10 protein-coding genes are annotated in these 14,376 nt (G+C 43.7%); 5 read left to right on the top strand and 5 right to left on the bottom strand.

From position 1 onward, the window contains the following. Positions 1-74: 74 nt before the first annotated feature. Positions 75-863 carry an NAD-dependent epimerase/dehydratase family protein gene (locus tag KJS58_RS14030; RefSeq protein WP_213533163.1) on the bottom strand — a complete coding sequence of 263 codons (789 nt, stop codon included), beginning with the start codon at positions 861-863 and terminating at the stop codon, positions 75-77. 67 nt (positions 864-930) lie between these two features. Then, on the bottom strand, positions 931-3,237 hold the full coding sequence (locus KJS58_RS14035) for an AraC family transcriptional regulator (RefSeq protein ID WP_213533165.1): 2,307 nt from the start codon (positions 3,235-3,237) through the stop codon (positions 931-933). Between the two features lie 174 nt (positions 3,238-3,411). Between KJS58_RS14035 and KJS58_RS14040 the strand changes: the two genes are divergently transcribed. From KJS58_RS14040 to KJS58_RS14060, 5 genes are all read left to right on the top strand, one after another. Next, entirely contained in the window at positions 3,412-4,914 is a 1,503-nt protein-coding gene (locus tag KJS58_RS14040) for an extracellular solute-binding protein (protein WP_213533167.1), read from the top strand. Positions 4,915-5,215: 301 nt separating this feature from the next. Further along, positions 5,216-6,766 carry an extracellular solute-binding protein gene (locus KJS58_RS14045; protein WP_213533169.1) on the top strand — a complete coding sequence of 517 codons (1,551 nt, stop codon included), beginning with the start codon at positions 5,216-5,218 and terminating at the stop codon, positions 6,764-6,766. Between the two features lie 198 nt (positions 6,767-6,964). Next, positions 6,965-7,909, top strand: coding sequence for an ABC transporter permease (locus KJS58_RS14050; protein ID WP_213533171.1), 945 nt, complete (start codon positions 6,965-6,967; stop codon positions 7,907-7,909). Between the two features lie 19 nt (positions 7,910-7,928). Then, the gene (locus KJS58_RS14055; RefSeq protein WP_213533173.1) at positions 7,929-8,804 is read left to right on the top strand and encodes a carbohydrate ABC transporter permease; all 876 of its coding nucleotides are present in this window, start codon (positions 7,929-7,931) and stop codon (positions 8,802-8,804) included. Between the two features lie 41 nt (positions 8,805-8,845). Continuing rightward, positions 8,846-9,946 carry a glycoside hydrolase family 88/105 protein gene (locus KJS58_RS14060; RefSeq protein WP_213533175.1) on the top strand — a complete coding sequence of 367 codons (1,101 nt, stop codon included), beginning with the start codon at positions 8,846-8,848 and terminating at the stop codon, positions 9,944-9,946. Between the two features lie 297 nt (positions 9,947-10,243). On the opposite strand, the gene KJS58_RS14065 is transcribed toward KJS58_RS14060, so the two are convergent. The 3 genes from KJS58_RS14065 to nagZ form a co-directional block, all read right to left on the bottom strand. Further along, the gene (locus KJS58_RS14065; RefSeq protein WP_213533177.1) at positions 10,244-11,383 is read right to left on the bottom strand and encodes a DUF2087 domain-containing protein; all 1,140 of its coding nucleotides are present in this window, start codon (positions 11,381-11,383) and stop codon (positions 10,244-10,246) included. 203 nt (positions 11,384-11,586) lie between these two features. Next, on the bottom strand, positions 11,587-12,432 hold the full coding sequence (locus KJS58_RS14070) for a manganese catalase (protein ID WP_213533179.1): 846 nt from the start codon (positions 12,430-12,432) through the stop codon (positions 11,587-11,589). A 266-nt stretch (positions 12,433-12,698) separates the two neighbouring features. Beyond that, complete coding sequence (nagZ, locus tag KJS58_RS14075) at positions 12,699-14,375, bottom strand: beta-N-acetylhexosaminidase (protein WP_213533181.1); 1,677 nt, start codon at positions 14,373-14,375, stop codon at positions 12,699-12,701. Position 14,376: the final 1 nt, after the last annotated feature.

Genomic DNA, 14,376 nt, shown 5'->3' on the forward strand with positions numbered 1-14,376 from the left:
GAATAAAAAAGACGAAATCAGCGTATTTGCTGTTTCGTCTTCTTCTTTTAGATTCTGGGAAGCCAGATGCCTTTTTATATATTGCCGCCCTGATACTCTGTCTCATCTTGCTTTACCTGTTGTCCCTGGCGCTCGAACTGTTCCATGAGTTCTGCTGCATCATCTTGAGGTTCATATCCGATCAGCTGTTTAAGGTAACGAATATCATAGTAGTTATCTGTGTTGGCAGAAGTGCCATATAGACTTAAGAATTTATGTATCTCTGGTGCTTCTATGCATTTATCTGCAAGCTGTACTAAATCTCGCTCGGAGATCCATATATGCGCTGCACGCTCGGAATGCGGTTTGTTATCACCCGGGAAATTACCAATTCGGATGTTAATAGAAGAAATTCCATGTTTGTCCGAATACAGTCTGCCAAGAAGTTCGATATAACACTTGCTCAGTCCATAAAAACTATCGGGACGATAGGGGTCATTCGCATCGACTTCTTCCCCTACTTTATAAAATCCCGTGGCGTGGTTTGAACTTGAAAAAATAACCCGCTTTACCCCGTTACATCTTGCTGCTTCATATAAGTAATACGCTCCCGTTACATTGATCGGCAGTACTTTGCCAAGGAAGTCTTCCTCATCTTTAGCCCATCCTATATGGAGGATCGTGTCGACTCCCTTGGTAAGTTCCAGTAGCTGGTCTGAATTGGTAACATCGAGTGGTTGTATCTTCTTCTTTTCGTCCCCAATCAGATCTGTTGCGATCACTTCGTATTTGCCCGTCTCTCGTAAACCTGCAGCGAGGCAGCTTCCAATTTTACCTGCGGCCCCTGTGATCAGTATTCTTTTACGCTCTGAGTTATGTCCCATTCCTATACCCCCTGTTTTATGTCATCACAGAAAGTATTAACCAAAAATCCATGGACATATCACAAGGTCAGGCTTCGATTTGCATCGTTTTTTGTCTGTATTGGCCAGGGGTTAAACCTTCCTGCTTACGGAACGAACGGATGAAATTCTGCGAATTGTTGTAACGAAGCTTCGCTGCAATGTCTTTTACCGGAATATCCGTTTCGGCCAGCCACTTCTTCGCAATTTGAAATCGGTAAACAGATAGATATTCACTGAAAAAATAATTCGTTTCTTTCCGAAATACACTGCTTAAGTAGTTAGCATTGTAGTGAAGCCTGGAAGCACATTCTTCCAGTGTCAGATCAGTATCATAATAACGATGAATAAGCTCGATTATTTTCTCCGATATGTTGTGGTACTGCGCATCCTGACGGTCTCGGAACACTTTAATCATCGGATGGATCACAGCTGTCCAGAACCAATCCTCGATTTCGGCTACAATATGGCAATCTAGCAGTTCCTCAAATAACGTTCCTGTTCCATAATAAATCTGCTTCAAGCTAATACCGGATTCTTGCATCGTGATCAGCAGGTTATTCAGCAGACGCGATAGCGGAATCTGGTACTCCTGCGGTGACATCTCGGTGGCGAACACATGCCTTAGCAGCTGTTCAAGCAGTTCCTTTGCCTTCTCAGCGTTTGCGAGCTTAACCGCATCCAGCAGCTCGTTTTCTAAATGATTGGGATAATTCAGCTTCAAGTAAGGTTTCCCCGAGTTAATATTTTCAAACTGAATGATAATGCCGTCCCCAAGAGTCATGCGATGCTTTAACGCCTCTAGCCCTTCTTTATAGGCGATCGAAAGGGTTCGGATATCATGGAATGGAAGACTCATGCCAATGCTAACCTGCACGCTTAAGTAACTTGTAATTTCACTCATTAGCTGCTCTGTTGCGGTATAGATTTTAGCTTGGAAAGCCGTCTTTTCGCTCTCCTTGCTGCCGATAAGGGCAACAACTGTGTGGTCAATCATCACTGGAGCCAGCTGTTCTTCCTCCGGAATAAGCTCTTCTACCATATTTTGCACGGCGAATAATAAAAGCTCTAAATCTTGCTTCTCATATCTCGTTTGCTCAAGTGTTCCTATTTGTATGGTAAGCACCGACATCGTCTTCCACTCCTCAAGCTGCCGGCTGTAATCAAACTGCTCTAGCTTGTCATGCAGCTCTTTTGCCTTCACCTTGCCTTGGAAAGCACGAATTAAGAAAAAGGTACGCACTTGCTTAAGCTGCTTTCTCACTTCATCTTCTAATCTCGATTTTGATTGAAATAAAGCATGAACCTGCTCTCCGATCAATTGAAACTCGTTGCTTGTCTTCTCATCTGCATTGCGGTGGCCAAATTGTTTCAGCAATAGTTTAATCGGCGAATACATCCGTTTTGAACCCAGCCAGGCAATAGTGATGCAGATCAGCAGAATGAGTAAACAGGCATAAAGCGTGTACGCTCCAATTTTTTTGGATTCACTCGTCATACTTTGAATAGAATCATAGCTGACATAAGTCCAGTCATTAAAATCGGAACGATAATAGGTTATGGAAAAAGGTTTATCCCCAATATGTGATTTATATTGCCCCGAAGCACCGCTCAATTGCGTCAGACTATGAATGCCTGTCTTCTCCGCAGGCTCGCCAATTAATGATTCATCTGAGTGTAAAATAATCTTGCCCTGCTCATTCACAATCATCAGTCCACTTAGATCGGAATGATTCGTACCCAGCAAGGACTGCACATCACAGGCAGGAATGTTTGCGATTGCCAGCCCATGCGGATCAAGTCCTCTTGAAGGGAGCTGTTTAACAAGACCTATGCTGTAGGAGCAGGCTGAATTATTGGCATTTTCTTCGCTGTAAAACCATGTAGATGGATTCAAAGACCAAGAGGTTGAGTCGGGAAGCTCCATCAGGCTCGCCAGCTGATCATGATAAGGGTACTCATCAAACTTGTAGAGGCCGGAATTTTTAATCATCCAGTTATAACGCTCATTAATGAGAATGACATCTTCGAGCTTGGTATCGAATGATTGCATATAGCGGATTTCAGTACGCAAGTCGTTATACATAATGAAATCGTTTTCAGTTATATTTAAATTAAGAGCTTTCTTCATAAAAGACGAATTGATTACTTGATTAAGTGTTTGGTTGACAGTCGTTAATTTTTGCTCTACATTGGATTTAATTTGAATAATTAACATTAACTTGCTTTCATTTACGTTTTTCTGTATTTCATTGTATGATGTTAAATAAGAGAATGTACCGATAAAAATAACCGGAAGCGTGCTTAATAAGAACCCGAATATCGTCATTTTGGATAGAAAACTTAAAGAACGCACTTGAGGATCACCTACACTTCAATTGTCATATTTATCGTACTGTTATTGTAGTGGAACAGCCCTTTTACGAGCAATAATCATCTACCTGTCAGATAATCATTATCTTAGATTACACACAAGAATTGGGGGAGCGAGCAATTCTCTCATTCTAAATAAGAAGGGGGCAGAATGCTGATGAAAGGGTTCCAAACAGTAAATAAATTATTTGTAACATCTTCCATATTTTTCATTATACTTCTATTTGTAAGCGCATGCAGTAATAATTCTTCAGAAAAATCAAATGCTGCCTCGATAGAGGATTCACCCATTTCCATCATGCTCCCCCTTCACTTCCCTACTCCTCCAAGTGATGAAATGCAGTCCATGCTGGAAGAATGGAGCGGCTTTACCCTAGATATCAACTGGATTCCAGATGGAATCTATAGCGATAAGATGAATACTGCATTAACAACGAACTCCTTAAAGAAAGTGACCTTTGTTAGAAATACGGACTTCCTTCTCCTGAAAAATACAATAAGATCCGGCGCATTCTGGGAGATCGGACCTTACTTAGAGGATTATCCTAACCTTAAATACTTAAATAAAGATATTCTGAAGCAGGCTGCCGTTGATGATCGCATCTATGGTTTATATACAGAGCGTCCATCGTCACGACAAGGCGCAATCATTCGGCAGGATTGGCTAGATCATCTAGAGCTTGCCGTGCCGGGAACCCTTGATGAATTGTATGAGGTTCTTCGTGCTTTTACATATAATGACCCTGATGGGAACGGGAAGGCAGATACGATTGGCCTTGCGGACCGTAATGATCTGATCTATGGAGCGTTCAAGACAGTCAGCTCTTATTTCGGGACACCTAATAACTGGAGTATGGAAGAAGGCACATTTATACCAGAGTTTGAGACAACAGCTTATATGGAGACAATGAACTTTTTCAAAAAACTATATAACGAGCAGCTCATTAACCGTGATTTTGCTGTGACAAGCAAAGAAGTGCAGCGGAATATGATCATAAACGGCAAAGCCGGCGTCTATATTGGAAGCATGACCGATATTCAGCGCTTATATGAGGAAGCTAAAATAATTAATCCGGATGCTTCATTTACTTTATCCAACCGGATTAAAGGTCCTAACGGTTACCGGGTATGGTCCATTCCGAATTTTAACGGATTATATTTATTTTCCAAGAAGGCGATCAAGACAGAAGAAGAATTAAAGCATATTTTAGCTTTCTTTGACCGCACAATGGATAAGGATATTGCAAACTTATTGAAATATGGCATAGAAGGTAAGCATTATACGTTGGAGAATGGTCAAGTCCGCCTGCCGGAGGAAACAACTCAGCTGCGTATTCAAGAAGTAAATGCTTTTTATATGTTGATGATTGCGGACATGAATAACCCAAGTGTTATGGAGGTGGCGGAGAAAGAGACCTTAACAGCTTTAGCGGACCAGCTTAGCCAGGATAATGAGAACTTTCTCGTCATAGACCCTGCAGCTCATTTGGAATCAAAGACATATGATGAGCGGAATGCAGAGCTCAGTAAAATTATAACAGACGCCACCTACAACTATATTCTTGGCAACGTAACAGAGCAGGACTTTCAGCAGGAGACGAAGCGCTGGCGTATAAATGGCGGCAACACGATTATTAAGGAGTTATCTGAAGCGTTATAAAATTCAACAATCTTCTTCGCCCCAAGCAGTTACTGCTTGGGGTTCTTAGCGTATTGCTCCATTATGCAAGTAAGGTGTCCCCTTTTTCCTGCACTCGAGCAGATCTTTACAACGAATCTCCCAGTTTGCTCTCTCTGGATCTTATACGACACTATGGTGTCATTTCCCACGCAATAATCATTTCATCAGACTCTTGCTGGTATGCCTGCATATGAGCAAATGATTGTATACGATACTTTATCCATTCGGTAGTGTTTAGTGTGTAAGCCAAATCCCATCGTTAAATGGAGGTCACAAAGGAATGAAAAAGAAAAAGCCTTTATCCTTGGCTCTATGTGCTGTCATGTCCCTAACACTGCTTCTCTCCGCCTGCTCCGGCGGAAACGGTACAGGCACAACATCTACCGGATCGGGTGATACGGGTTCCAGCCCTAACGCCAGTACACCGAAGGATGATAGCCCAGCGGAAATTACCATCATGCTGCCGCTGAATACGCCTGAGACTCCAACCGACACTGTTAAAAATGAACTAGAGAAGCTGACAAACACGAAACTTACGTATCAATTCTTTCCAGCGGATACATATGAGGAGAAGTTGAACACGGCATTTGCTACCGGATCCTTGCCGCAAGCGACTTATTTGAAAAATGCTACAACGTTCTTGCTCATGCGTGAAGCAATTAAGGAAGGACAGTTCTGGGAGATTGGCCCTTACCTAAGCGAATTTCCAAATTTAAATAAATTAAAACCAGAAGTACTTGATAATACCAAGGTCGAAGGCAAATTGTATTCTTTATATCTCGGCCGCCCACTTGCCCGTCAAGGAATCATCTATCGTAAAGACTGGGCAGATAAGCTGAATATTGCTCCTCCAGAAACAACAGAAGAGCTGTTCGCTATGGCTAAAGCATTTACTGAGCAGGACCCTGACGGCAATGGACAAAATGATACAACAGGTATCGCAGATCGTAATGAGCTCGTCTTTGGTGCTTTTAAGACAGTATCCTCCTGGTTCGGAACACCGAACAACTGGGGCGAGAAAGACGGCAAGCTGCTGCCTGAATTTATGTTCCCTGAATATATCGATACTATGAACTTTTTTAAATCTCTTCGTGATAACGGTTACATGAATCAAGATTTTGCTGCAACAAGTAAAACAGATGCTGTTAATTTATTCACGAGTGGTAAAGCAGGGATTTATATCGGCGGATCTATGCCGGATATCACAACCCTTGATAAGGACCTAATCAAAAACGTACCAACCGCTGTTCTTGATGCGCACAGTATGGTGAAAAGCCCAGACGGCAACATTCATCAGTGGATGATTGCAGGTTATAACAACCTGGTATTGTTCCCAAAAACAGCAGTTAAGGATGAGGCAGAACTCAAGAAAATTCTAGGTTTCTTCGACAAAATGATGACACCAGAAGTAGCTAACCTCATGTTCTGGGGCATCGAAGGCACACACTATACCGTTGTAGATGGAAAGGCGAAGCCATCTGAAGATAAGGAACTGACAGAACGTGAAGTGAAGGGCTATAAGGACAGTGTCATCGGTGAAGCAGAAACCAATGGCATGTATGAGAGCTTAAATGAGCTGCCAGGACGTATTCATGCGGAGGAGCTTATTAAGGAGAATGAGAAGTACGGCGTGAAAGACCCTACTGCTGCACTGGATTCAGCTACCTATGCATTGAAAGGCGTAGAGCTGCAACAGACGATTACTGATGCTACGTACAAGTTTATCTATGGACAAATCGACCCAGCCGGCTTTGAGAAGGAAATTGAGAAATGGAAGAAGCAAGGCGGCGAGCAAATGATCGAGGAGTTTAATGCAAGTTACAAAAAATAAAAGCAGGCGGCCCGTATAAATCGGCCTCTCGCTTAGGCAGAAGGCAGTGCATGCAGATCGTTTCCTAGATAGAGCCTGTATTCAAGAACAGCAGCTATATATGAGGCTCACGTAAGGAACGCTCTGCTCGCACTGCTTATGATGCCACAGCAGGGTCTTAGCCCCTAGGGGGAGTCAACTTTGGAAGGATGAGGACTTATGGAGGAGACCGTGATCAGCCGACAAGTTACCAAGACACAGCCCGCATGGCGCAAGCGATTTTGGCGAAACAAATTGCTGTATCTCATGATTGTGCCCGGCATTATTTATTTTCTTATCTTTAAATATATCCCGATGTTTGGACTAGTCATTTCGTTCCAAGACTATAAACCGTTCAAAGGCATACTAGGGAGCGAATGGGTAGGATTTAAGCATTTTGAGCGGTTGTTTACTGAGCCTGACTTCTGGAATATTTTATCTAATACTTTACTATTGTTTGGCATGAACCTGCTATTTTACTTTCCCATACCTATTATCTTAGCCTTAATGCTTAATGAGGTACGAATTACGTTTTTCAAAAGATTTTTTCAAACCTTGGTTTATCTGCCCCATTTCATGTCATGGGTCATCATCGTATCCATCAGTTATGTCATGCTGACCATGGACGGCGGCATCGTCAATGAACTGCTTGTTCAACTTGGCTTTAGCAAAATTAATTTCCTGCTTAGTCCTGAGTGGTTCCGGCCGACCTATATTATTCAGGTGATCTGGCGTGAAGCGGGCTGGGGAACCATTATATATCTGGCGGCAATTGCAGCAGTAGATCCTCAGCTGTATGAAGCAGCAAGGATGGACGGTGCAGGACGGCTTCGTCAAGTGTGGCATATCACGCTGCCTGCCATTCGCAGTGTAATTATCGTCCTATTAATATTGAAAATTGGCGATGTTCTAGAGCTTGGCTTTGAGCACGTATACCTGCTGCTCAATTCAATGAATCGGGATGTTGCTGAAATAATTGACACCTATGTGTATACCGCTGGACTAAGACAAATGCAGTTCAGTTATAGTGCGGCAGTCGGCTTCTTCAAGTCACTTGTTGGTTTAGTACTCGTTATGCTGGCAAATCACTTATCCAAAAAAATGGGTGAAGAAGGCATCTATTAATGCCAAGGGAGGGTTCATTATGGTAGAAGATCGTACGCTTAGCGGTCGACTGTTTGTTGCGGTTAACTATACGCTGCTGACGATTATCGCACTTGTTACCGTGCTCCCGTTCATCCACGTGGTAGCGGGCTCGTTCACGACGAACGCCGAGATTGCAGCCAAGAAATTTGTTCTTATTCCAACGGTTTGGAGTCTTGAGGCCTATAAGTTTATTTTTTCGACGGATACCATTTTCAGAGCACTCAGTGTATCCGTTGGTGTTACGGTGATAGGGACACTACTCAGTATGTTCGTTACGTCGCTAATGGCCTATGGATTGTCGCGCCGCGATCTAGACGGACGAAACGTTATTATGTTCCTCGTTGTATTTACGATGCTGTTTAGCGGCGGGATGATCCCTACTTTTTTAGTAGTTAAAGAGCTTGGCCTGATTGACAGCTACGCAGCGCTTATACTGCCATCCGCGATTGGTGCATTTAACATGATTATACTCAAGAACTTCTTTCAGAACATACCCGAAGGACTTGAAGAATCAGCTAAAATTGATGGCTGTAATGACTTTGGAATCTTATTTCGCATTGTTCTGCCGCTCTCTTTGCCGTCAATTGCAACCATTTCTCTTTTTTACGCCGTTACCTACTGGAATACGTATTTGAGCGCTATTCTGTATTTGAACGACAGCCAAATGTGGCCGATTCAAGTATTGCTTCGTCAGATCGTTGTTCTTGCATCGGGGATGGATTACAGCTCAAACCTCGATTCCGCTGTTCCCCCGCCTGATCAATCGGTCAAGATGGCGGTAATCGTCGTAGCTACTCTGCCGATTTTACTAGTATATCCATTCCTGCAAAAGCATTTTGCCAAAGGAGCTATGCTTGGTTCTATTAAAGGATAAAGAGATATCGGCCTAAACTCGATTAAAGGAGAGTAGATCAGATGATTAAATCAGATGTGGCAAAAACACCTATGCAATGGGCTGCAGCTGCGGCAGATGCCATCATGGCAACGTATAAACCAGGCGAACTTCCGCCAGCCCATCGCTGGCATTATCATCAGGGTGTCTTTTTATGCGGGGTTGAGCAGATTGCTGAGCAGTTAGGAGAGACTCGGTATGACGAATATATTCAAGGGTATATCGATGATCTAGTGGATGAGCAAGGAAACCTATTCTTCGCACGGGACGAGCTGGACTCCATACAGGCAGGGCTGTTATTGTTCCGCCAAGCAGAGCGGACGGGGAAACCGCAATATAAAGTGGCAGCAGATAAGCTCCGCAGTCTATTTGGAACCTTAAACCGAACTGCAGAAGGCGGATTTTGGCACAAAGATAAATATCCTCATCAAATGTGGCTGGATGGACTATATATGGGCGGTGTCTTTGCTCTAAAGTATGCTGACACCTATGGGGATGAGGAACTGCGGGAAGAAGTATTACGGCAAGAACGGCTGATGCGTAAATACATGAAGGATGAGCGGACGGGGCTGCTTTATCACGCTTGGGATGAAAGCCGGCAGATGCCGTGGGCAGACCCTGACACAGGCTGTTCACCTGAGTTCTGGGGCCGATCGCTCGGCTGGTATGGATTGGCACTTGCTGAGTTTATCGCACTGCTCCCAGAGGAGCATCCGAGCCATGCTGAACTGCAAGAGGAGCTCCGGGCATTCGTAGAAGCAATTATTCGCTATCAAGATGAAGAGACAGGCCTATGGTATCAGGTTGTCGATAAAGGCAGCCATCCGGATAACTGGGTGGAAACCTCCTGCTCAAGCTTATTTGTTTATACGATTGCTAGAGCTGTCCAGCAGTCTGCTGCTGACGAGAGCTATATGTCCGCTGCCCGCAAAGGCTTCGTCGGACTCGCTCAGATGATGGAAACCGATGATCTTGGACACTTGGTAATGCCGTCTATATGCATCGGTACCTCAGCAGGAGATTATGAAAATTATGTAACTCGTCCAGTAAGTAAAAACGATCTGCATGGCGTTGGTGCATTTATCATGGCGGCAGTTGCTATACAGGATAAGATGACGAAATAGCATTACACAAAAATATAAAACGGCATATAATATAACTAACAGATCTCGCCCGCACCTCTGCTTATGCATGTGGAACAGGGCGAGACATTTTTGTTTTATGGAGGTTTTTTTCTTGTTACAAGATAGTGACCCCTAAAACAGCAACCACATATCAAGAGCAATGGATTTCTTCTTTCGTAACCCGTACCTCTCTAACTACTCTCTGTATTAGATTTTGCTTATCCTCAAATGTGAGTTCTTCTGGATTAAGGGTTAATTAAATCAAGTGTTTCTTTAAGCAAGTTTCTGCTGCTTGGGTCAAGCCTCGTTATACCCATTCTCTCCATAAGGCTGAAGCTTCTCAAGCCAGCTTGCCTCCAATTTTTTCAATGCATCTTTGACATCAAAAAAGATATTGCTCTCTGGGATTTTTAATTTTTCCACAACTTCAATCGCAAAAGCTTCTTCCCCGTACTCTTTCCATTCTTCTTGAAGCCTGCGGTTACGGTGACTTCCCATATTCAGCATAAATTGTTGACCATTCAGACTTTTGAGGTTTGGTGTACTTGCCACATACCTTTTTCCATTTTCTTTATTACGAATTTGATAAACGCCGGCTTCTGTCTTTATTTCTTTTGCCAGTTGTTTTAACTCTTCTCTGCGATTTGCCATTTTACGACTCTCTCCTTCCTTCGGGGTAAGCCAGTAACTGCTTCCATCCTCTTCCCGGCTAAGTATGCCATAGTCCACCATCGATCTGCGAAGCAACACATAATCCTCATAAATTTGATCTAGAATCCCATTCACTTCGGACTCGGAATATACTTTGTTCGTGTCAAAACGTTTTGCAATTTCTTTCATAATAATGAGTCGATGTTTCTCTTGCACTGCAAAAGTCTCGAGCGGTCCATCTGTACCAAAAGGGAAATATTTAGTTAGTACTTTCTCCTGCTCAGCGGTCAAATCAGTCTCCTTATTGGTAGCTTGGCCTGCTCTGTTATTAGGTGATGCCACAGGCATGACAGGGGTATTGTGATCACGCGAGTGCAGCAACTCCATTACAGCCAACAGCACTTTTGCTTGTCTCTCCTTCTCCCTGAGCACAAACCGATGATTACGAATCGTTGAAGTAGAGCCAATTCCTAATCCTTTTTGTATTTCCGCATCTTTTTTCCCTTCATAAAACTCTGCCAGCAGCCTGCGCTGTATATCAGAAAGTCCGCTCACTTTCTTGTCCTGTGAGATCAAGAACTGAAATACCGACCCATGTTCTTCTTGAATATGGATCTGTATATATCTGAATGATTCATATAAGACTTCATTGTGAGGATAAATCACTCCTTTTTCAGCGGTATAACCACAGCAGACACAGATATATTCGGTCTCTGTCTCGATATAGCCGCGCTTGATTTCCTCCAATGAGGCATCATATGCAAAATCATTGTGTTGTTCCGTCATAACACGTCCCCCTCGTTTTGTTTATATAGATATATTATGTTCTTGTTTGTTAATTGTCAAACATAATAATAAATTGTTTGATTTAATATAGACGAAACAAGGTAATCGTCTATATCTCCTCTGCTGATACCATTAAAATACAATCTGTACACGGCAAAAAGCCTCCGCCCTTACACAGGGCAGAGGTTTTTCATAGATACTAATTATTTTTTTAATGGGACTTTTACAACATCCAGGTCATGATGGATATTAGTTGGAGGAATCTCTGGCTTGTACACTTGACCTTGAGGAGCAGGGTCTGCTACATATACAAAATCGCCTGTTCCATCCGGAGCACTGCCTGTAGCCCACAAACCTTCACTAGATTCATTGCCTTCGGACAAGTCCCAGAATTTATAAGCTTCAGGTTGAGATTCCAGTTCTGCTTCTGGTGGGAAGGAAGCGGGAACAACCACTCCATTCTTCTCTTCCAATTCCTGAATTGCTGCCATCCATTGATACTGGTGGTAACGGTCTCGTGCCAGCATTTTGCGGAACGTTGCACGAACGCCTTCATCTTTTGTCATATGATAAAGTCTAGCAACCTGCAGTCTTCCTTGTGTCTCTGCATGGAGATTAGAACGCATATCTGCAAGCAGGTTACCGCTCGCTACGATGTAACTGCCATTCCAAGGTACACCATTAGAATTGGTCGGCAATCCGCCAAGACCGCTCACAAGCAAGTGTTGTGGATTCATTCCACCCATAATCGCTGCTGTTACTGGGTCCTTCGCAGCTTCTTCTTGGTCTTCCGGTGAAGCTCCATCCAAGAGCTGGCTAATTAACGCACATAGCATTTCGACATGACCGATTTCTTCCGTACCGATATCCATGAGCATATCTTTATATTTTTCCTCACCACGGCAATTGAAGCCTTGGAACAAATATTGCATCATTACTGTCATTTCACCAAACTGTCCACCCAGAACTTCCTGCACCTGGCGTGCAAACAATGGATCTGGACGATCTACTTTCACTTCAAACTGCAATTCTTTTTGATGACGAAACATGATTATCACTCCTCTTATTCTAGTTTTCGCAAACTTCTAATTTGTATATAAACCCTCTCCCCTTTAACTAAACAAAAGAAATTCATCCCAATTATGCAGCATCTCATCTTGAACACTTAGATATAAACGGATGATCTGACACAAAAAAAGCAAGGCCCTCTAACAGGACCTTGCTTAAAATACATATAGATCCGATTACTCACCAAAGGACGTGCCCGTCATCAGTCAGGCAGCAAGCTGCTCTATCTTTTGGTGAAATCCCGCGATCATACGTGGGTCGGATTCGATTTTTCTTCGTCTCCAAGGGAGACAGGCAGTGTTCCTTGAAAAGGAATTAACCCCAACAGCGCCTTAGCTATACTTTCCATTGTCAGCGGTCTGCTCTCATAAGCCGCTACGTAAACCTGCACTTCAGGGAAGCTAGCTAGATCATAAGGATTACGTGTAGCAACAACTGTAAGCGGTTTGCCCAGTGCATACAGCTGCTTCACAAGCCCTGACTGTTCTTCATAGAAATGGGCATTATACGTAGCGATAATGATCTGCTCTACCTCTGCTTGGCGAGCAGCTTCCAAAACATGAGTTGCTTCTTCCGCTACACCCGCTGCCGGGATGCTCATATGGACGACATCGAACCCTTGCTCTATTAACGCCGTTCCTAAACTACACGGGTCCTTGATAATTTCATCAGCGATGGTCATAGCCGACGAAGCAACTGTCACTACTAGCGTTCGTACCTTCTTTAAGGGCAGCATACCTGCCTCATCACGAACCAAGGTTATACTGCGTTCGCTAATTTTGCGAGCTAAATCTTGATGTTCTTGTACTCCAACCCTAGCGGGCAGCCCCTCCCTATCAATTACTGGTAGAGTTACTGTATGAGCAGGAAAATCACCTTGTTCGGTCATGATTCCGCGCTTAATTTTTAGATCAAGCAGACGGCGGACAGACTCGTTAATACGATCTTCGCTGATTCTTCCCTCTGCTACTGCTTTTTCAATTGCCTCATATGCTCCAGTCAGCAGATCATGAGTATGACTGATCAAGATAAGGTCTGCTCCTGCTTCAATTGCCATTACCGATGCTTCTACCGTTCCGTAGGTATCTACAATAGCGCTCATCTCCATGCAGTCCGTCATGATCACACCTTGGTAGCCAAGCTCCTGCCTTAATAGACCTGTAAGCACAGAAGAGGAAAGCGTAGCAGGTTTTCGATCAGACTCTAGCAGCGGAAAATAAATATGAGCAGACATGATGAAATCGACACCTTCATCTATCGCTTTGATAAATGGAACGAGTTCCACTTGGTTCATCCGTGTTAGATCATGGGGAACGACAGGCAGATCAAGATGGGAATCCGCAGCTGTATCCCCATGCCCAGGGAAATGTTTGGCTGCAGCCGATACCCCAGCATCTTGCAGTCCGCGTATTGAATTCGCACCATACTCAGCTACGACTTCAGGCGATTCACCGAAGGAACGAACCCCAATTACCGGATTTAGAGGATTATTGTTCACATCAAGCACGGGAGCAAAGTTGAGATTAATGCCAAGCGCCTGTAGTTCTTTCCCGCTGGCAAATGCAGCCTCATACGCATCTTCAGTTGAACCCGCAGCAGCGATCGCCATATTTCCAGGAAATAAGGTGATCCCTTCAGCAATCCTCGCAACCATCCCGCCTTCCTGATCAATAGAAATGAAGTGTGGAAGCTGATTTGCGCTCTGTGCTACTTTTTGCAGCTCATAAGTCAGATTGGCAACCTGTCCTACATGCTGTACGTTTCTGGCAAAATAAATAATTCCACCAACCGGATTTGCCCGAAAGAAGTCGGCGAGTGGTTCTGTCAGCTCTCTGCCAGGCAATCCGCACAAAAGCATTTGTCCTATTTTCTCACGCAAACTCAGTTTTGAAAGTAACCTATCTACCTGCTCGTTTCGATCCATC

This window comes from Paenibacillus sp. J45TS6 (assembly GCF_018403285.1).
Taxonomy (GTDB): Bacteria; Bacillota; Bacilli; order Paenibacillales; family Paenibacillaceae; genus Paenibacillus.